The organism is Pseudomonas sp. TH10, from assembly GCF_016651255.1.
Classification (GTDB): Bacteria; Pseudomonadota; Gammaproteobacteria; order Pseudomonadales; family Pseudomonadaceae; genus Aquipseudomonas.
This window is the reverse complement of record NZ_JAEKEG010000072.1, coordinates 1-18,707: the sequence shown is the minus strand read 5'-3', so window position 1 is coordinate 18,707 and position 18,707 is coordinate 1. Positions and strand designations below refer to the sequence as shown.

18 protein-coding genes and 3 pseudogenes are annotated in these 18,707 nt (G+C 54.7%); 14 read left to right on the top strand and 7 right to left on the bottom strand.

The annotated features are described in order from the left end of the window. Window positions 1-3 precede the first annotated feature (3 nt). On the top strand, window positions 4-609 hold the full coding sequence (gene leuD / locus JFT80_RS11600; protein WP_201147956.1) for a 3-isopropylmalate dehydratase small subunit: 606 nt from the start codon (window positions 4-6) through the stop codon (window positions 607-609). 55 nt (window positions 610-664) lie between these two features. Here leuD and JFT80_RS11595 read toward each other — a convergent pair whose 3' ends face one another. Then, entirely contained in the window at window positions 665-1,582 is a 918-nt protein-coding gene (locus JFT80_RS11595; protein ID WP_201147968.1) for a LysR substrate-binding domain-containing protein, read from the bottom strand. A 129-nt stretch (window positions 1,583-1,711) separates the two neighbouring features. Between JFT80_RS11595 and JFT80_RS11590 the strand changes: the two genes are divergently transcribed. Beyond that, complete coding sequence (locus JFT80_RS11590) at window positions 1,712-3,058, top strand: 2-hydroxycarboxylate transporter family protein (protein ID WP_201147955.1); 1,347 nt, start codon at window positions 1,712-1,714, stop codon at window positions 3,056-3,058. Window positions 3,059-3,423: 365 nt separating this feature from the next. Here JFT80_RS11590 and JFT80_RS11585 read toward each other — a convergent pair. The 5 genes and pseudogenes from JFT80_RS11585 to JFT80_RS11570 form a co-directional block, all read right to left on the bottom strand. Beyond that, window positions 3,424-4,501: pseudogene (locus tag JFT80_RS11585) on the bottom strand (transposase); the annotation flags it as partial. A 532-nt stretch (window positions 4,502-5,033) separates the two neighbouring features. Then, window positions 5,034-5,219 (bottom strand): annotated as a pseudogene (locus tag JFT80_RS24135) (hypothetical protein); the annotation flags it as partial. Between the two features lie 11 nt (window positions 5,220-5,230). After that, window positions 5,231-6,527, bottom strand: a pseudogene (locus JFT80_RS11580) (OprD family outer membrane porin). A gap of 350 nt (window positions 6,528-6,877) precedes the next feature. Next, a complete protein-coding gene (locus JFT80_RS11575) occupies window positions 6,878-7,684 on the bottom strand; it encodes an alpha/beta fold hydrolase (protein WP_242482890.1) in 807 nt (268 codons plus the stop codon). A 134-nt stretch (window positions 7,685-7,818) separates the two neighbouring features. Next, window positions 7,819-8,598 (bottom strand): helix-turn-helix domain-containing protein, encoded by a 780-nt coding sequence (locus JFT80_RS11570; RefSeq protein WP_201147953.1) that lies wholly within the window; start codon window positions 8,596-8,598, stop codon window positions 7,819-7,821. A gap of 483 nt (window positions 8,599-9,081) precedes the next feature. Between JFT80_RS11570 and JFT80_RS11565 the strand changes: the two genes are divergently transcribed. Beyond that, complete coding sequence (locus JFT80_RS11565; RefSeq protein ID WP_201147952.1) at window positions 9,082-9,861, top strand: helix-turn-helix domain-containing protein; 780 nt, start codon at window positions 9,082-9,084, stop codon at window positions 9,859-9,861. Window positions 9,862-9,865: 4 nt separating this feature from the next. On the opposite strand, the gene JFT80_RS11560 is transcribed toward JFT80_RS11565, so the two are convergent. Beyond that, on the bottom strand, window positions 9,866-10,513 hold the full coding sequence (locus tag JFT80_RS11560; protein ID WP_201147951.1) for an isochorismatase family protein: 648 nt from the start codon (window positions 10,511-10,513) through the stop codon (window positions 9,866-9,868). Window positions 10,514-10,763: 250 nt separating this feature from the next. Between JFT80_RS11560 and JFT80_RS11555 the strand changes: the two genes are divergently transcribed. The 11 genes from JFT80_RS11555 to JFT80_RS11510 all read left to right on the top strand — a co-directional run bounded on the left by JFT80_RS11555 (window position 10,764) and on the right by JFT80_RS11510 (window position 18,666). Further along, window positions 10,764-11,615 carry an amidohydrolase family protein gene (locus JFT80_RS11555; protein WP_201147950.1) on the top strand — a complete coding sequence of 284 codons (852 nt, stop codon included), beginning with the start codon at window positions 10,764-10,766 and terminating at the stop codon, window positions 11,613-11,615. Then, window positions 11,612-13,186 (top strand): class I adenylate-forming enzyme family protein, encoded by a 1,575-nt coding sequence (locus JFT80_RS11550; RefSeq protein WP_201147949.1) that lies wholly within the window; start codon window positions 11,612-11,614, stop codon window positions 13,184-13,186. Before JFT80_RS11555 ends, JFT80_RS11550 begins: the two co-directional genes overlap by 4 nt. A 139-nt stretch (window positions 13,187-13,325) precedes the next feature. Continuing rightward, on the top strand, window positions 13,326-13,931 hold the full coding sequence (locus JFT80_RS11545) for an MFS transporter (protein WP_201147948.1): 606 nt from the start codon (window positions 13,326-13,328) through the stop codon (window positions 13,929-13,931). Window positions 13,932-14,286: 355 nt separating this feature from the next. After that, complete coding sequence (locus JFT80_RS11540) at window positions 14,287-14,679, top strand: hypothetical protein (RefSeq protein ID WP_201147947.1); 393 nt, start codon at window positions 14,287-14,289, stop codon at window positions 14,677-14,679. Window positions 14,680-14,962: 283 nt separating this feature from the next. Continuing rightward, the gene (locus JFT80_RS11535; RefSeq protein WP_201147946.1) at window positions 14,963-16,510 is read left to right on the top strand and encodes a hydantoinase/oxoprolinase family protein; all 1,548 of its coding nucleotides are present in this window, start codon (window positions 14,963-14,965) and stop codon (window positions 16,508-16,510) included. A 25-nt stretch (window positions 16,511-16,535) separates the two neighbouring features. Continuing rightward, the gene (locus tag JFT80_RS11530; protein ID WP_201147945.1) at window positions 16,536-16,802 is read left to right on the top strand and encodes a hypothetical protein; all 267 of its coding nucleotides are present in this window, start codon (window positions 16,536-16,538) and stop codon (window positions 16,800-16,802) included. Then, on the top strand, window positions 16,792-16,968 hold the full coding sequence (locus JFT80_RS25475; protein ID WP_374091346.1) for a hypothetical protein: 177 nt from the start codon (window positions 16,792-16,794) through the stop codon (window positions 16,966-16,968). Before JFT80_RS11530 ends, JFT80_RS25475 begins: the two co-directional genes overlap by 11 nt. An 11-nt stretch (window positions 16,969-16,979) precedes the next feature. Then, on the top strand, window positions 16,980-18,143 hold the full coding sequence (locus tag JFT80_RS11525; protein WP_201147944.1) for a hydantoinase B/oxoprolinase family protein: 1,164 nt from the start codon (window positions 16,980-16,982) through the stop codon (window positions 18,141-18,143). Next, entirely contained in the window at window positions 18,040-18,342 is a 303-nt protein-coding gene (locus JFT80_RS24835) for a hydantoinase B/oxoprolinase family protein (RefSeq protein ID WP_307833073.1), read from the top strand. The genes JFT80_RS11525 and JFT80_RS24835 overlap by 104 nt, the downstream gene beginning before the upstream one ends. A gap of 10 nt (window positions 18,343-18,352) precedes the next feature. After that, window positions 18,353-18,553 (top strand): hypothetical protein, encoded by a 201-nt coding sequence (locus JFT80_RS24830; RefSeq protein ID WP_274610185.1) that lies wholly within the window; start codon window positions 18,353-18,355, stop codon window positions 18,551-18,553. Next, complete coding sequence (locus JFT80_RS11510; protein WP_201147969.1) at window positions 18,454-18,666, top strand: hypothetical protein; 213 nt, start codon at window positions 18,454-18,456, stop codon at window positions 18,664-18,666. Before JFT80_RS24830 ends, JFT80_RS11510 begins: the two co-directional genes overlap by 100 nt. The last annotated feature ends 41 nt before the right edge of the window (window positions 18,667-18,707 follow it).

The following is an 18,707-nucleotide window of genomic DNA, read 5'->3' as shown; positions in this document are numbered from 1 at the left end:
ACCATGCAACCTTTCGACACTGTCAGTGGCAGCGCTGCGCCATTTCTGGCGGCCAACATCGACACCGATGTGATCATGCCCAAACAATTTCTCAAAGGCATTGATCGCCAGGGATTGGACAAAGGCCTGTTTTTTGATGTGAGGTTCCTCGAATCAGGGGCGCCGAATCCGGCCTTCATCCTCAACCAATCGGCCTGGAGCGACGCGGCGTTCTTGGTGGTCGGGCCTAATTTTGGTTGCGGTTCGAGTCGCGAGCACGCCGTTTGGGGTTTGAAGCAGGTAGGTATCCGGGCGCTGATCGGCACCCGTTTCGCCGGCATTTTTTACGACAACTGCCAGCGCAATGGCGTACTGGCCATTCAACTGTCTGAAGCTCAGCTGAAGCAAGTTGCGGGCATTGTAATCTACGCAGAAACAGCAAAGATCACTGTGAACCTGCCCGAGCAAACTATACAGTTATCTGACGGTACAAAAATTCCTTTCGAGATCGACCAGCTGCGCAAGCAGTCGTTGTTACTCGGTCTGGATGCCATAGGCACCACACTCCAACGAGCAGAACAGATTCGAAGCTTTGAAACTCAGCATCTCTTGGAGAACCCTTGGTTGTGAGCTAGATGTGAAGCGCTTGGCGATAGATCTCGCGCAGAGAACCACCGCCAAGCCATTATTCAACTGATAGATTCTTAAAATACTCTTCCAGGAATTCGACGCACACTCTCAACTTAGCTGATTGACTGAGGCGCGTTGGGTAGACAGCCCAGACATTGGCGCTCTGAGTGTATTCGTGAAGCACCTGCACCAGTCGCCCTTGTTCCAGCATGGGTTTGACGTCCCACATCGACCGCAACAGGATCCCGCCGCCGCTCAAAGCCCATTCGAGGACGATCTCGCCATTGTTAGAGGACAAAGGGCCGCTGACACGCACCGATTCTTCCTGATCATCCTTTGCCAGAGTCCACACGCCGAAAGCGTTATCGCGCTCTTTCAGTACCAGGCAATCATGCTCTTTCAGGTCATCGAGTGAGCGCGGCATGCCCCTGCGCTTCAGATAATCCGGCGTCGCACACAACACCCGCCGATTGCTCACCAGTTTGCGCCCCAGGTGCTGACCCGGCAGGTCGTCGCCCACGCGTATCTCCAGATCAAAGCCCTCACCGACGATATCGACGACCCGGTCGAACACGTCCAGACGAATGTCGAGTCTGGGGTAGGTCTGCGACAGTTTGCACAGCGCCGGGGCAACGTGATTGCGGCCAAAACCGAAGCTGCTGCAAATATGCAGGGCGCCCGTGGGCTGATGCCGCGCCTGGGATATTTCGCCAAGAAAGTCGTCGAGGTCCCCGAGCAACTTCTCTGCCCAGCGCCGCACCCGCTCGCCGTCATCGGTCAGTGCGATACGGCGTGTTGTGCGGTGCAGCAACTTGGTAGACAGCGTCGACTCAAGGATGGAAATACGCTTGCTGATGTAGGCAGGGGAAAATCCCAACTCTTCGGCGGCGCTCCCGAAGCCATTTTTTTGGATGACTGTTAGAAAGACTTTCAGGTCGTCAGGCAAGGGGAATTGGTCACGATTCGTGTTCATACGCCTCATGGTTCCGCTATTTATCCAGCAATTCGCGAAGGATAGCATCGATTTACCGAGTGGTGACCAATTCCTGGTTAACCGTGAGTTTTTGAGTCCTCGATAAAAACAACATGAGGAAATAGCGACATGAACAAGTCATATGAGCCATCCCTAAAAATTGACGAAGCTCGAGATGGTGGCTTGCGTCAGCGCCTACGCAGCCTGTGCGCCTATGAAATTGGTGTAATACCACTGCCGATATTTCTCGGCATCGCCGTGATCGTTTATCTGTCAGCTCACTTGGGCTTCTTGCCGAAAAACATGATCGGAGGGCTCGCCGTCATTATGACGATGGGCATGTTCTTCGGCCAACTGGGTTCGCGCCTGCCCATTTTGAAAGAGATCGGCGGAGGCGCCATCCTGTGCCTGATGTTGCCATCGATTCTGGTGTTTTACGGCTTCTTCGGGCCGGCGACAATTGATGCGACTAAGATGCTGATGAAAGAGGCTAACTTCCTCTACTTCGTGATTGCCAGCCTGGTGGTAGGCAGCATTCTGGGGATGAGTCGCTTCATCCTGGTTCAAGGCATGATGAGGATGTTCATCCCTCTGCTCGTCGGAACCCTAGCTGCCGTGGGCAGTGGACTGATCGTAGGAAAACTCGTTGGTTACAGCTTCCACCACACCTTTTTCTTCATCATTGTGCCGATCATTGGCGGGGGTATCGGTGAAGGGATCCTGCCACTATCGCTGGCCTATTCTGCGATCCTCGGTGGCACCCCGGAAATCTACGTCGCCCAACTGGCACCAGCCGCTGTAGTCGGCAACATCGCAGCGATTATCTGTGCAGGTTACTTGGCTCGTCTGGCGCTTAAACGCCCGCATCTGAATGGCGAGGGCTCATTGATCCGTGCCAAAGACGAAAATGATAAATTCCAGGTTAAGGAAGAGAGCGGCTCGATTATCGATTTCAGAGTGATGGGTGCAGGCGTCCTGATCATTTGCGCCTTCTTCGTCCTTGGCGGCTTGCTTGAGAAAGTGGTGGGTATTCCAGGACCTGTCATGATGATTCTGGCTGCTGTACTTTTTAAATACGTCCGAGTCGTGCCGGAAAAACTGGAAAAAGGTGCAAACTCTTTTTACAAACTGATTTCCGCTGCCTTTATCTGGCCGGTCATGATTGGTTTGGGCATGCTGTATGTCCCACTCGAGAGCGTCGTAAAGGTATTTTCTGTCGGCTACGTTCTGGTCTGCGTGTCGGTTGTTGTATCAATGACCGTAGCTGGTTTTTTTATTGGCAACCTGATGAAGATGTACCCCATCGAATCAGCCATCGTAACCTGCTGCCACAGCGGCCTTGGTGGCACCGGAGATGTAGCGATCCTATCAGCGTCCAACCGTATGTCGCTGATGCCGTTCGCGCAGATCTCCACACGCATCGGAGGCGCCTCAACGGTGATCCTGGCTACTATTCTCTTGCGTATTTTTGCTTGATAGCGAGTGCACGACACTCACTCTTCAACCCTCAATTAACGCAATGGTGTTCACTTTCCGGTGAGCACCTTTTTTTCTCTGAAAGAATGGCATCGAAGAATTCGTCTCGGCAACAGACGTTGTTGCAAGCAAATTCAGCATTTGGAGCGATTGAAAACCACGAGCTGAATGTCAGCTTTGGGTCGATTCTGTTGAAAAAGTCGGTTTTCAGTTCGCCTTAACTCAGGCACGGCTACTACCGGAGAACCTATTCACCACATTGAGTGGTGTCTCGGCCTTTCGTTGAGCTTTACTGCTCTGTTATTGGGTTAATTTGAGGTTTTTAGTTCGTGCAGGCGCACCTATCCCGTGGCAGGTGGCCCTTGGCGCTTGAGATGGGCAAACGGCATTTCGATCTTCTTACGTTCGTGGCGAGAGCGCTGATATGCCGGCGTCGCGGCGATGCGCCGAGCCACATCACGAGCGGCGTCATGGACGCTGCGAGCGATTTTGCAGAACGCAGTGTTCGGGCAGCACTTGGCTTTCATCGGACACGCTACGCAGTCGGTCTGCCTGGATCGGAAGATGATGGTGTTGGCTCTGGTGACGTGCGAACGCTCGCAATTCGCTGCGCAACGCGTTGCCGGCCGGGGAGCGGTATTCCTCAGGCTCCTCATTCCAGTGGAAATAGTTGCTCGAGAAACTGTCGTTGTTGCGCTCGGTTTTGTCCCACAACGGCACATGCGGCTCGATGTCTTTTTCCTCCACCATCCAGGCCAGCATCGGTGCGGTACCGTAAGCGGTGTCGCCGATGAGGCGTTCCTGCTTGATGTCGAACGGCCCTTCGACACGCTCGATCTTGGTCTTGGTGCTCTGAACCTCGGCCGTTCGATGAGCCGGTGTGGGTTACACATCCACGATGACGCCGTGTTCGTTATCTATCAGATAGTTCGTGGAATAGGCGAAGAGCGCTGGGCCTCCCGGAGCAGCGGTCCAGCAGCTTTGAGGATCCGTCAGCGATAGGCGCTTCGGTAGCGTTTCGGCCAGGGCCTCTTCATCGAGTGCCTCAAGGTACTCACGCACGGCGCGGGTGCTCAGGGACGGATCGCTCCAGTTGACTGTTTCATCACCCGGTACGCGGCGCTGCCGACTCGCATCCGTTTTGATGTTGCTGGCGTCCATGGCAAATCCTTCGCCCTTGACCAGGCCTGCGTCCATGCAGCGACGCAGCACTTCATTGAACAACCAGCGAAACAGATCGCTGTCCCGAAAACGGCCGTGTCGATTTTTGGAAAACGTCGAGTGATTGGGGACTTCATCTTCAAGGCTCAACCGGCAGAATCAGCGATACGCCAGGCTCAAATGGGCCTCTTCGCACAACCGCCGCTCTGAGCGGATGCCGTAGCAATAGCCCACGGTCAGCATGCGGATCATCATTTCGGGATCAATCGAGGCACGCCCAATCGATAGCGGAGCTACTTTTTCAACAGAATCGGTCGGTTGCTGACCTTCGCGATGGGCTTAAATTGGCCGGCTTCTGCCTGTCGCCACCATGCGATTTGGCTCGACTCCGGCTACTCGTAGTACCGAGAAACCGAATTACGACGCAGCTCACCGCGTGCAGGTTGATGCGTCGCATTGATTATCCAATTCGCCCTTAAATATCAGCTCGTAGGGAAAGGAATGTTTTCTCTAAATAAATAAAACACCAGCAAGAACAAAAATTCTTTACTTAATCCTTAAGCTCTTCGCGCTGCGTAAACTGCACGCTCAGGTACGAAATGTACCCGCCGAACCAGCGGCAGCCGCCCTCGGCGGCTTGATAGTACTCTCTCCGTTCACGTTTTTCATTGCCTGGCTCATCTATACCAAGGGCTCACAAATTAATGTTCATTTCGGGTCGGATGCAACCCTTCACAATAAGCAAAAGCGGTCAAAAACAATCGTCCCCAAATCTCAAAAAATCCTCCAAGAATCAGAGGATCTGTCCTTCCAATTACAGAGGGAGCGGTCTGTCCTCAATGACCCGCTTCATGACCAGAGTCGAGATAAGCCGTTGCATATTAGACAAAGTCGAAAGGCTCTCATCGTAAAGTCTTTGGAAGGCAGGTGATTCCTGCGCAGTGAAATGCCACAGGTAGTCCGGCTCGCCTTTAGTTGATGTGACGCTCGACTTACTGGGAAACGAAGCGACTACAGCAGTGGAATTTCATATTTGATGAACACCTTATGCTCATCCTGATCGCGCAGTCCCGTCTGGTTGGTGCGGTAGGTGGATTTCGTCACCATCACGCTGAAGTCTTTAAGCGGGCCACTTTGTAGGGTGTAGCCGAGGAAGAAGATCCTTTCGAACTCTTTGCGCTCATAGTCCAAGCTCTTGATGTTATCACCACGGGTGTAGTGCATGCCGGCGATCAAACCAGGAACACCGGCCGCGGCGAAGTTATAAAAATATCGAGCCTGCCAAGCGCTTTCTCCGGCCGCACCGAAACGTCCAAGCATGCCGTCGGTAATTAGGTAGACGAAACTGCCTGCGCCGTTGTTGACTGATGGGAAGTAGCTTTCACCTTCACTTTTCTGATAACCGAGGCTCAGGCTGTGACCCGAGGGTGTAGGTGAACATCCCGCTGTAGAGGTCATTGTCCACTTCTCCCCGAGGTGTCAGCCCATTGTTGAAGTAACCACTGGACGAGTACGCGGAATTCCTTTGTTTGTTTTCGCCATCAGAGGTGCTGTGGAAATAGCGCAGGTCGAGCTTGAGCTTTCCGCCACCTAGTTCCCAGAAATTCACAACGCCCACGAAGTGCTGTCTGTAAAAATCCTCAAGGTTGCCGTAGTAATACTGTAGGAGCAGATTTTTGTTTAATTGATAGTCGGCACCGGCATAGTTGAATTTATTGCTGTCCTCACGCGCGCCGCTTAGCTTCATGCTGTCGTAGCTGCTCGAACCACGATCTTTTACCTGCTCGATCCTACCCAGTGTCAGCTTGAGGTTGTCAATTTCCTGCGAGGTGAACTGTGCGCCCTTGAAGAGCTGTGGAAGAAGGCGACCTTCGATGTAGGTCAGCACTGGCATTGTCGGCTGAATAACCCCGTAGCGGAACTCGCTTTTCGAATACCGCACCTTGGCTGCTAGGCTCAGGGAACTGACATCGTTGGCTGAGCTGCCATCACGGTTACGCGGAAACATGTTGGTGGGTTGGCGGGAGTCTGCAGTGGGACTGAAATCCGTGCCGGGGCCGGTGCTCGAAGCCTGGCCGCCACCATCCAGGCGTACTCCGTATTGACCGATTGCCTCCATGCCAAAACCTACCGGGCCTTGGGTAAAGCCGGATTGGTAATGAAGCTGGAAGCCCTGACCCCACTCTTCAAGACGGCTGACGCCTTTCCCTTCGCGGTAATCATCGTTGTAGTACGTGTTGCGCATGGAAAGGGTCGCCTTGCTGTCTTCCAGGAAGCCTGCGGCCTGCCCGGCCGCCAACCATCCCATTGCGAGACAACCAGCCGTGAAGGCAACAATGTTAGCGTTGTGTGTGTACATGATTGCTCCGAATCGGGCATTGGTTAGCCCTGTCTTTTTTAGGTTAAAGGGGCGGCAGTGCTTCACGGTTTGAACAATGCTCCCGGACTGACGGGTATTTCATCTCGGTTAGCGGACGTTCTCGCCAGGCGGAAATCGAGCTTTTTAGGCACAAGAAAACGAGACATGCCTTGACCATGCACAAGTTCGGAGGTGGGAAGTGACGGAATAGATGCAGATAACCCTAATCACCAGCGCCTTGACGATGCGTGGTCGTAAAGACACCAGTGATGAGGGTTAAAGGGGAAGCGGGCAGACGCTCAATTGTTGACGTGCTGCTGCTGGAAAAAGTCGCTGAGTATCTGCAAATGAAAAGCCGTGTCACGGTCGGGCTCAAAATTGCCTCCCGCAGTAACGATGCATTGGACTTTGGGATGCAATTGGTTGACCCGAGAAAAGTAAGGCCAGAGCACATCATCCTCGGCACAGGTGGCCAGCATCGGACATGTCACTTTCAGAAAAAGGGATAGGCAGTCCTGATCCCAGATGGCGTTGTAGGCCTGTACGCGGCCTTTCCAGGCTCGACAGTGATCGAGAAATTCACGTTGATGTAATGCCAATCCGTTGCCTACGCCCATTCGTTTGAGGTAGTCCCAGGTCAACATGAGGTGCTGTCCGTCGGACACAGGTTGGTTAAACGCGCTGCTGTAATCAGCGCGAAATCGCATGCGCTCTTCGGGATTTAGAAGGGCTGGTCCGATCATCACCAAGCTGGCCACACGCTTGGGAAAAAGTACCGCCATCTCTATCCCGAGGCATGCGCCAGTGTGGTGTCCGACTAAGTGGAATCGTTGCAAACCTATACTGTCCAGCGCCTCGATGAGCGTGTCGATATAGTAGCGGGTATCAATAACCTCGTCGGGATCATAGGAATTCCCGAAACCGGGAGTATCTAATGCGTAGCCGCTGAAGCGATAAGCCAGACCTTCGATTAACGTCTTATACGTGGACGATGAACTGGCGGATTTGTGCAGATAGACCACGGGTAAATCTGTTGTTTGCTCGTTTCGGCAGTAGCGATAGTGAACCTGACCGTGGCGGGTATCGGTATAGGCGCTTCTGATCATCACGCGAGTCTCCTACGGCCCTGTATTGAAGGCGACGGAGATCTTATCCCATTGAGAGGACGTGCGATTCAACTCTGCCTCCGCCGCTGTTCGCCAGGTGAGCAGTTAACCCGAGAATTGGTGAATGGAAAATTTCAGTGCCCTCTGGCGAAGGCGATCTCGATGGCCGCAGCGGCATTGCGCAGAGGTTCGGCATAGCGTTTGACGGCCTCAGCCATTGTCATGGCCGAACTAATATAGCTAAGAGAGATTTGAGCATGCCTGCGGTGTGTCTGTTTCAACGGTACAGAGATCGCTGAGGTCTTGCCCGGGTTAGCAGTGCTCATAGTTCGCTCGTAAGCCGCAAAACCAAATTCACGGATCCACTCGGCGTAATGCCCAGATTTGAAACGCTCCAGGGCTGGGTGCTGGCTACCAACATGTTCCAAGCCTCTCAGCAGACAGTCACGCGTCTGATCATCTGCAAACGCGAGGTAAGCATGTCCGGCCGCACATTCCAACAGAGGTATACGATAGCCGGTGGGGTAGATGTTGAAGGCGGTACTGGTCAATCCGTAGGTAGAATCCTGGACCTCGACCGACTGGCCAACTTGATTGCTGATGATCACTGGCCAGTTGTGCCGTTCGGTCAACTCCAGCAAATAGGGCCTCGCCACCTCTCGCAGATCGCCGCGGTCGAGATAGCTGGCCGACAGAGCCTTGACCAATTCGGTCGCCCGGTAACGCTTTCGGACCTGTTCACAACACAGCAGACCTTCATGCACCAGAGTCTGCACGATGCGACTAGTGGTCGGGTAAGGCAGCTGCGACAGACGGGAAACTTCCATCATGGATAACGATTCGTGTTGATTGATCAGGCGCATAACCTGGAGGCTGCGGCTGACAGCGCGGATTGGGATTTCTTCGTTATCCATTGGTTGCACCTTCGATAATCGGGGGGAGCTGAGGCATTCGCTTACGAACGTGAGGTAGCAAAAGGCGTACCGGTTTGTAGCGATGAGAAACGTTCTTGCCTGAACTCTGGCCGGCGCTTCTTACGCTGTCTCATGCAGCCCATATATGACAGTTTGAGAATCGAAGGGCGAGGAGATGTTACGGACGGTAACTTGACGCACTGTGATGATGCAGGGCATCTCTCCTCTTCCGAGTGATAAGCAAGACCCATGTTGGCGGGGATCTCAAGCGTTTTTGCAAGGTCGCGAGGTTGCAAGTGTAGGTAGCACTCAACAGGATGGTGGGTGCTTTTGGCGCGTTTTTCAGATGCGTAAAATTTACGCTTCGCTGCGCTGGAACGATTTATCCGCAGGGCGGATAAACCAAAAAAATGTTGCTATAGGTTTTGGCTTCAGTCGCATCATTTGTAGCGCGGTTTTCGGGTTTGGTACCAGGAGGACGAGATGGAGAAAGGTGTCCCTATTCGCACGGTGAGCCGCAGCTTCGCCGTGCTCAAGCTAATCAATCGCCACGACACCATGACCTTGATGGAGATCGCTCGGGCGAGTCATTTGCCGTACCCAACGGCGTACCGCATTGTCCAGACGCTCGTGCATGAGGGTCTGATCGAATGTGAGCCTGCACGTAAGAAGTATCGTGTTACCCGACAAGTCATGAACCTTTCTCAGGGCTACTCAGACCAGGGGAACTTGGTTGCGGTGGCACGACCTTTTATCGTCGATCTGACCTTGCGCTTCGACTGGCCTGTCACATTAACATCCGGTGTCGGCACTACCGTGATGATCCGTGATTCTACCTATGAAATGTCCGCACTTTCGTTCAACCGCTATTACCCTGGCTACACCATTCCATTGTTGGAGTGCGCGGCGGGACAAGTGCACTTAGCATTCATGGAGGCGCATGAACGCGAGGAGTTGCTCGTATGTCTGGAGGAGTTGGATGGTCAAAGCGCAACGCTGGAACGCTTTCGCGATGGCTCGCTGTTTGCTCGTATCCGTGCAGACGGTTTTACCCAACATGAACGCAGCCAAGATACTGCCAATCCTGGCCAGACTTCGTCACTGGCGGCACCGATTTTGCTGTATGGGGAAGAGGAGGCTCAGTTGACGTTGAGTTATTTCTCTATCGAACTGGCACCGCAGCAAGCCATAGATCGCTACGCGATCGCATTGAAATCCTGCGCCGCCGAGATTTCGAGAGCGCTGGAGCAAAGTCGTGCCTGATGCTTCAGGCCATGTAGCTCAGAGCTTCGGCTTCATTCACGACTTGGGCGTACTTGGCCTGTAAATCGAACAGGTTGCTCTCGTGCGGACGGCTGTCGCGGTCGCCGCAAGCGTCGCTCACGACGAATGGCACGAACCCGTGCTGTAGTGCGTCCAAGGCCGTTGCCCGTACGCACCCGGAGGTCGAAAAGCCAGTGATCAGCAGCGAGTCGATGCGCATGCTGTTCAGCGTTGCAACCAGAGATGTACCAAAGAACGCTGAAGCATACTGCTTGAACACCACCACTTCATCGGCAGCGGGCTCTAGGCCTTCGGCGAATTTTCCCAGCGGCGACCCCTTCAGGAAGCATTTGAGTGCTGGCACCTTGCGGTAGAACAGCCCGCCATCTAAACCATCAGCACTGTATCGAACCCCTGTAAAAATCACCGGCAAACCTTTGGCCCGAGCCGCTTCGACCAGACGGATGTTGGACTCAAGGGCTGATTGGAAGCTGGGAGCATACAGTGGACTACCCGGTTGCAAATAAGCCTGCACCACATCCACCACCAACAACGCCGGACGCTCGCCCAGCAGCAGTGTGTTGCCGAAACCTGCGTTGCGATAGTCGTCGTCCAGGTATTTTTCTGTTGCTGAAAGCGTGTCGTTGCTCATGGTCATCCTCGCAATGGCTGGAACTTGCCATCACCACTTTGGAAACTCTGCGCGCCTCGTGCAAACCTGGGTCCTTCGCTATCCATCTGGTGGATAGAGACATCGGTCGAACTCTCGCCAAACAGGCAATTAACCACCATGCGGATAACCGCTCAACTGCTCCGTCGCACCCCCCGGCACTGCTGCATGATGAATTCGTAGCGTCATTCACGAACAGCGCGATCAGTGATCGCAGATCAGGAATAAAGACATGAGCGGATACATCGATATCGTCGTCAATTTGTTCACCCCAGAAGAAGTCGAGCAGGGCCAGACTGGTTTCGACTCCAACTTTACGTCTCAGGTCCGGATGTCGGAGGACATGAAAGGTGGCGTCAGCATTGACGATTACCTAAGGAAAATGGATCTCGCCGGTATTGAGCGCTCTCTCCTGATCGCCGTTCGCGCCGGCGATCAGCGCATGAAGGGCTCCTTCGAAATCCCATACGAAAAAGTCGCCCGCTGGTGCGATAAATACCCTGATCGCTTCTCCGGGTTGGCCGGGGTGGATCCGTTTCGAGGAATGCAGGGGCTGCGAGATCTGGAAAACGCGGTGAATGATTTCGGCTTCGTGGGCGCCCACCTTTATCCGCACTGGTTCAAGCTGGCTCCGGACCAAGCGCTTTACTACCCGTATTATGCGAAGTGTTGCGAGCTGGACATACCACTGATGATGCAGGTCGGGCAGAACCTGATCTATCAGAAAGATGTACGCCTGCCGAGCGTCGCCCGTCCCATTCTGCTGGACCAAATCGCCATTGATTTCCCAGAACTGAAGTTACTGGGTATTCATATCGGCGTGCCATGGACCGATGAAATGATAGCGATGGCCTGGAAACACGAAAACGTATACATCGGTATCGATGCATACGCACCCAAGTACCTGTCGCCGTCTTTGGTGCATTACATGAATAGCTATGGCCAAGACAAAGTCATGTTCGGCACCGACTTCCCGGTTATCGATCCGGAGCGTGCGGTCAAGGAAATGTACGAGCATGATTTCCGTCCCGGCGCCCTGCAGAAAATCATGCGCGACACCGCAATAAAAGTCTTCAAACTATGAGTATTCCGATCCCTTCCAACCAAACGCTGATCCTGCCGCCGGGCTTCCGTAACATGACCGTCTCCAGCGGTATCAGGAGTTCAGCGATGCGCAATCCGAACAAGGCTGCATTGGTTTGCAAAGAGCGCACTCGCAGCTATGCGCAGTTGATCGAAAGCTTTAACCAGGTAGCCAATGGCGTGAAAGGCTTAGGCCTGTGCGCCGGTGAAAATGCCGCGATAATTGCCTACAACTGTCTGGAATACATCGAAATTGTTGTCGGTGTCTCGGACATGGGTGCGGCTGTCGCGACGCCCAATCCCAAGCTCACAGCGCAAGAGTTGGCCGATATCTGCAACGATGCCCAGGCGCGCATCGTCTTTGTTCACCCGGAATGCGTCGCTAGCATCGACCGAGCACTATTCGAAACTGTCGAGTATGTGATTGTGATCGGCGAGCAATATGACGCGTTCAAGGCCAAGGCTTCGAGCCAGTTCCAGCCTCCTTGGATTGCTGAGTGGTCGACCTATTCGATTCCCTACACATCCGGTACTACGGGAAAACCCAAGGGCGTGATGCTGCCGCATCGTTCACGCAGCATGGGATGCTTGGCCTATGCCGCTGAATACGGAATTTATTCGCCGGACGATTACTTTTTGGCATTCGCCCCTCTTTGTCACGGCGCGGGCCTCACCTACGCCATCGCTGCGATCTTCGTCGGTGGCACTACGGAGATCGTTGAGAAATTCGAAGCTGAGGAAATCCTTCGCGCCGTGAATTCTGGGCGTGTGACCGGTATGTTCACCGTACCGACGCACTACCACGCCATATTCAGCCTGGAAGATTCGATTCTGCAGGCCAACCGGACCAACCGACTCAACGGCATTATCGCTAATGCGGCCCCGCTTTCTCAGACGACCAAAGAGCAGATCGTTGAGTACTTTGGTGAGGGCCTTTTGCACGAAACCTACGGTTCCACCGAAGCGGGAATCGTCACCAATCTCCGGCCGCAAGACCAGCTGCGCAAAGTCAACTGTGTAGGCCAGCCGTTTGTGGGTAACAGCATCAAGTTGCTCGACGAACAAGGTAGGGAGGTTGGCCCTGGTGAAGTGGGCGAGTTGTTCAGTATCTCGCCGTTCATGTTCAGCGGTTACTGGGGTAAGGAACAGGCGACCGAGGAAGCATTTCGTGACGGCTGGGTCGGCGTCGGCGATATGGCAATGCGCGATGAAGAAGGTTACCTCTACATTGTTGACCGTAAGAAGGATATGGTCATCAGCGGCGGGGTCAATCTGTACCCACGCGAAATCGAACAAGTGCTCGATACACATCCTGCGGTACTCGAAAGCGCAATCATCGGCGTACCGGATGCCCAATGGGGAGAGCTGTTAATAGCCTGCGTGGTTTTCGAACTAGGGGCGCATGCCAGTTCCGAGCAGTTGGAGTTGTTCTGCCGTTCACAGCTGGCGTCTTACAAGCTGCCGAAACGCTTCTGTTCTATCTCCGAATTGCCGCGCAATGCAAATGGCAAGGTGCTCAAGACCACTTTGCGCCAGTGGTATGCAAAAGGAGGTGCGATCGCCTGCGGCTGACAGTGCGGTTCTGCCAATGCATTAACACTAAAATAAAAACAAGCCAGCCCTCGCCGTTCGTGATGGCTCTCTACGTGTTCTGCCGACGGGCGGTTGCACTTGTTGTGTGCCGCATTTTGAAGAACTTGAGGCTTTACTGATGAATATAAAACAAAATCTGGCTGAACTCGACGGCCAACAAAGCAGTGAAGATTGGCCTAGAAGCGGACTTGGCTGGTACGCAGTAGCGGTGCTCTTCCTAGCGTACACATTTTCCTACGTAGACCGTGTAATCCTGACCATTCTCGTCGAGCCGATCCAGCGAGACCTGAATATCAACGACAGCCAACTGGCGCTCTTGCATGGTCTGGCATTTGTGATTTTTTATGTCGGCCTAGGTGTACCGCTGGGATATATCGCTGACCGGGTCAGTCGCAAAAAACTGATTGTGGCCAGCATCGTAGTGTGGAGCTTGATGACAGCCGGCTGCGGTCTGGCGAAATCTTTCGGGCAACTATTCATGGCAAGGGTTGGCGTTGGTGTAGGTGAGGCGGGACTTTCACCTGCCAGTTACTCGCTGATCGGGGACTATTTTCCACCGAATAAACGCAGCGCAGCTTTAGGTGCCTACACCGTCGCCATGTTTTTCGGTGGTGGATTGGCGTTGTTGATCGGCGGTTTGGTTGTACAGGCGGTGGGCAACAATCCGACAATCCAGGTACCGCTTTTCGGCGAAATTCGTTCGTGGCAAGCGGTGTTTTTTTAGTGGGATTGCCGGGCTTGCTAGTTGCATTGCTGGCGTTGACGATTAAGGAACCGGCCCGTCGCTCAGACAAGGCGCTACTGGCGGATACGACGCAGAAGAGCCCTGGTTTTCCCGAACAATTTAAACGACATCGGAGCGCCTATTTGCTGCATTTTGCCGGGTTCGCAGCGCTCAGCATTCCCTTCAACGTCACGTTACTGTGGGCGCGGCCGTTTCTGTCGCGGGTCTTGGGCTTAACCCCGCTGAGGGCGCCTACGCAGTAGGCGGGCTGATGATGCTCTTCTGCACTGCCGGAGTTCTGACCGGTAGTTTATTGGCTGATCGTATGCAGCGGCGCGGGAAGATGGATGGCACAGTGCGCGTAGCTTTGACTGCCGCGCTAGGGTTGCTGTTTCCGCTGGCAATTTTCCCTTTCATGCCCAGCGTAATCACTGCCTGCGTAGTGCTCTCGGTGATTCTGTTCTTTGGCTCCTTCGCATACGGCGCCGGGCCTGCTGCGCTGCAATTGATCACTCCAAACGGTCATCGGGCAATCATGTCGGCATTCTACCTGCTCGGGATCAATATCGTCGGCCTCACTGCCGGCCCTACTTTGACCGGGGTATTGACCGACTATGTGTTCATGGACAAGGCCGCAGTAGGTTACTCGGCAGCCATTGTCGGAGTGGGCGGGGCTTTGCTGGCCAGCCTGTTTTTTGCTCTGTTGGCACCACGGTTCCGCACAGCCGTGGAATTGGAGGGGAGGTAGGTCGCTGGCATCTATCGTTTTGCTCTTTTCGCGGGCAAGCCCGCTTTCATGCAACCCTCTCCGATCGTGAGGGTTGTAACGGAGGCGGGCTTGCCCGCGAAGTTTTTCTGCTTATGAAATCGTTGTAGTTCGCAATAACCCGAACAGCGGATAAACCCCGACACCGATTCGCTCCCAGCCTTACCACCTGCCCAAAATACCCGCACGGACAACGACTGACTCGGCGGGAAATATCATGGCGTATCGATTAGGTGTAGACGTAGGCGGAACATTCACGGACCTGTTGCTGTTTGAAGATGCAGACGGTCGGTTCTGGCGACACAAAACTCCTTCAACTCCCCACGACTCATCCGAAGGCATCGTCAACGGTGTCAAGTCCATTTGCGTGCAGGCCGGCATTGCGCCATCCGATATTGATGTGTTCTTGCACGGCACTACGGTCGCTACCAACGCAGTTCTGGAAGGCAAGGGCGCACGCGTTGGAGTGGTGGTCACCGAAGGTTATCGCCAAGTGTTGCAAATTGCCCGTTCGCTAGTGCCTGGTGGGCTAGCCGCGTGGATTGTTTGGCCCAAGCCCGAGCCTATCGCGCAACTGGAAGATACCGTTGAGATCCTTGGCCGAATCAGTGCCAAAGGAGAAGAGGTTCGGCCTCTGGATGACGACGATATTCGTCGGCAGTTGAAAGTGCTTAAGGCTCAGGGCATCGAAGCACTGACGGTTTCGCTAATGAACGCGTACATTAATGGTGCGCATGAGCTTCGTGTTGCAGAGCTGGCTGCTGAAATCATGCCGGAAATACCGGTTTCGCTGTCGCATATCGTGCTGCCAGAAATGCAAGAGTACGAGCGCACCCTGACGACAGTCGCTAATGCCAGCGTGCGGCCAGTTGTGGGTCGTTATATCCGCAACCTGCGTCAACAGCTCAAGGAGCTCGGTATCACCGCCCAGTTCGCCTTGTTACGTTCCGATGGTGGGTTGATGTCCTCGCAAGCGGCAGAAGAACATCCCGCTTCGCTGCTGATGTCCGGGCCCGCCGGTGGCGTCACGGGCGCACTATGGGTTGCAGCCAATGCAGGGCTGAAAAATATTCTAACTCTGGACGTTGGTGGTACTTCGACAGACGTGGCCCTGATCGAAAACCTTGAGCCGCGTCTGGCGCGCACCACTGATGTCGGCCACTTAACCGTGCGGGTCTCGGCACTTGACGTTAAAACCATTGGTGCGGGTGGTGGATCTATTGCGCGTGTGCCGGAACTGACTCGTGCTCTGCGCGTAGGGCCTGAGTCTGCAGGTGCCGTGCCAGGGCCGGTCTGCTATAGCCGTGGGGGCGTCGAGGCCACCGTGACTGATGCCAATGTGGTGCTCGGATACTTGCCAGAAAACCTGCTCGGCGGCGCCTTCAAACTCGATCGCGATGCGGCGCACCAAGCCGTCGGACGCATTGCCGACGCATTGGGTGTGGACATCTACGAAGCCGCTCGGGGCATCATTGATATCGTCAACGAGAACATGTTCGGAGCTCTGCGCATGATCTCCGTGCAGCAGGGTTATGACCCCCGTGACTTCGCCTTGATGGGTTTTGGCGGTGCCGGTCCATTGCACGTCAATGCAGTGAGCAAACTGTCCGGCGCCTGGCCCGCCGTTTCCCCGGTTTCCCCAGGCGTGTTGTGCGCGTTGGGCGATGCCACTACCCGCATGCGTACCGAAACGGCGCGCTCTTTCTCCAAGCGGTTTGCCCATACCAACAATCAGGCGGTTAGAGAGTTGCTTCAACAGATGCGCGAGCAAAGTTCTACAGAAGCTCGCCGACGACGGCGTTGCAATCACTGATATTGAGCTGCGTTGTGAGGCCGACGTGCGCTATCACGGCCAGGCGTTTGAAGTGTCGCTGCCGGTGCAGCTAACCGACTTCGCCGACGGAGCCGGCCTGCCGGGGCTGGCGCGTGATTTTCATGCGGCCCACGAAAAGCTCTTTGCCTTCAGCATGGACACCGAACTCGAGTTGGTGAATTTGCGCGCCGTCGCCTTGGGCAAAGCCACCAGCGCTGCCTGCCCTACAACTGCCGCAAGGCGATGGCAACCCGATCAAGGCCAAGCTGCGCGACCACCAAATGTGGGCTGATGGCGGATTCCGTGCGGGGGTGATCTATGACCGCAGTAGACTCTGCGCAGGCGATTTGATCGTCGGGCCGGCCATCATTAGCGAGATGGATTCGACCACCGTGATCCTTGCCGGTCACCAGGGTGCAGTAGACGCGTTCGGCAACATTATGATCAACCCGGTTTGAGGCGAACTCTCATGTCAGCACGAATTATTGAAACCAACAGCACCCCTTTTAATCGCGTCACGGTTGACCCGGTCACGCTCGATATCCTCGAGAATGCCTTGCGGAACGCGCGAAATGAAATGGACGCCACGCTGGCGCGTACAGCTATGTCGCCGGGTATCCGCGAGCAGGGCGACGCATTCCCGCTTATCGCCGATCGTCACGGACGCATGGTAGTCGGCCAGTTCGGCTCATTCATCGGCGGTTTTCTGGACGGTTACGATGGAGAGATTGAGGAAGGTGATGTCTTCCTTCTCAACGATCCGTATTCCTGCGCCGGAGCCATCAGTCACTTGAACGATCAGCTCATTATTGTGCCGGTATTTCTCAGCGGACGGGTGATTGCGTGGTCAGCGATGTTTGGTCATATGACGGATGTAGGCGGTAAAGTTCCGGGTTCGTTGCCCACCAATGCCGCATCGATTTTCGAGGAAGGCCTGCGCATGCCGCCGGTCAAGCTATACAAACGTGGAGAGCTGCAGGCAGATTTGTTGCGCATTGCGTGCCATCAATCACGTATGCCTGAATGGTTCAAGGCTGACCTGCACGCTCTGGTCGCTTCGTGCCGGGTGGCAGGACGTCGTGTGATTGAGCTGAGTCAACGTTTTGGTGAAGACGTCTTCGACACCGCTCTGGACGAGCTGTTGGCGCGTAACCACCGGGCCATGCGCCAATTAATTCAGAGCTCCATTGGCGAGGAGCTTGTATCGTTCGAAGACTATTTGTGCGACGACGGCATCGGTGCCGGACCTTTCAAAATCAAATGCAGCATGCAGCGCATCGGCGAAAAAGTAGTGTTGGACTTCACCGGCACCGACCCGCAATCAGGTTCTTCAATCAACTTCTACCTCAACGAAAACATGCTGAAGATGTTTTTCGGCATCTACATGATCATGGTTTTCGATCCCCAAGTTCTAGTGAACGACGGATTTTACGATCTGATCGAGGTGACAATTCCTCAAGGCTCGTTGCTCAAACCTGATTTTCCTGCCGCGTTGTCGTGTCGAACCCATGCTCTAGGGCGTATTTTTGATGTGTTGGGAGCCTTACTTGGGGCAGCGCACACCGGAGTTTCTCAACGCCGCAGGCTTCTCCAGCTCGCCGCACTTGATGTACTCCGGCTACGACGAGCATGACGAGTGGTTCCAGCTCTTCCAGATTGGCTTTGGCGGCATACCGGGGCGCCCGTTTGGCGATGGTCCGGATGGCCATTCGCTGTGGCCAGGTTTTACAAACGTCCCGAACGAATTCCTCGAAAACTACTTCCCGATGCGCATAGAGCGCTACGAGACCGTTGCCAGATTCCGGTGGTGCCGGCAAGTTTCGCGGTGGTAATGGCATCAAAATGACCTACTGCTTCCTCGCGCAAGGCCAAGTCTCGATTCACGATGATCGTTGGTTCATACCTCCCTGGGGCGTCAACGGTGGGGAGCCCGCCCAGCGCTCGTGGAAGCGCTGCTGGAGCGTGCCAGTGGCGAGCAGATTTACCTGCCTGCTAAATGTGATGCGGTTCAGGTGCTGCCCGGCGACCGCTTGCACTTCGTGACCTGGGGCGCTGGCGGCTGGGGTGATCCACTGGAGCGCGATGCATCGCTCGTGGCCAAGGAGGTTCGCCAGGGTCTCGTGACGTTAAACGGCGCACGCGCTTGCGCGCGATGATCATCGGTGGCAACGGCGAAGTTGATCTCGCGGCAACCCAG

Bases quoted from the DNA above. Each gene is read 5' to 3' on its own strand.
- JFT80_RS11560 (WP_201147951.1), bottom strand. From the start codon at position 10,513: ATGAGCAACGACACGCTTTCAGCAACAGAAAAATACCTGGACGACGAC.
- JFT80_RS11575 (WP_242482890.1), bottom strand. From the start codon at position 7,684: ATGATCAGAAGCGCCTATACCGATACCCGCCACGGTCAGGTTCACTAT.
- JFT80_RS11525 (WP_201147944.1), top strand. From the start codon at position 16,980: ATGTCAGCACGAATTATTGAAACCAACAGCACCCCTTTTAATCGCGTC.
- JFT80_RS24830 (WP_274610185.1), top strand. From the start codon at position 18,353: ATGACCTACTGCTTCCTCGCGCAAGGCCAAGTCTCGATTCACGATGAT.
- JFT80_RS11595 (WP_201147968.1), bottom strand. From the start codon at position 1,582: ATGAACACGAATCGTGACCAATTCCCCTTGCCTGACGACCTGAAAGTC.
- JFT80_RS11545 (WP_201147948.1), top strand. From the start codon at position 13,326: ATGAATATAAAACAAAATCTGGCTGAACTCGACGGCCAACAAAGCAGT.
- JFT80_RS11590 (WP_201147955.1), top strand. From the start codon at position 1,712: ATGAACAAGTCATATGAGCCATCCCTAAAAATTGACGAAGCTCGAGAT.
- JFT80_RS11570 (WP_201147953.1), bottom strand. From the start codon at position 8,598: ATGGATAACGAAGAAATCCCAATCCGCGCTGTCAGCCGCAGCCTCCAG.
- JFT80_RS24835 (WP_307833073.1), top strand. From the start codon at position 18,040: ATGTGTTGGGAGCCTTACTTGGGGCAGCGCACACCGGAGTTTCTCAAC.
- JFT80_RS11555 (WP_201147950.1), top strand. From the start codon at position 10,764: ATGAGCGGATACATCGATATCGTCGTCAATTTGTTCACCCCAGAAGAA.
- leuD (WP_201147956.1), top strand. From the start codon at position 4: ATGCAACCTTTCGACACTGTCAGTGGCAGCGCTGCGCCATTTCTGGCG.
- JFT80_RS11550 (WP_201147949.1), top strand. From the start codon at position 11,612: ATGAGTATTCCGATCCCTTCCAACCAAACGCTGATCCTGCCGCCGGGC.
- JFT80_RS25475 (WP_374091346.1), top strand. From the start codon at position 16,792: ATGTGGGCTGATGGCGGATTCCGTGCGGGGGTGATCTATGACCGCAGT.
- JFT80_RS11565 (WP_201147952.1), top strand. From the start codon at position 9,082: ATGGAGAAAGGTGTCCCTATTCGCACGGTGAGCCGCAGCTTCGCCGTG.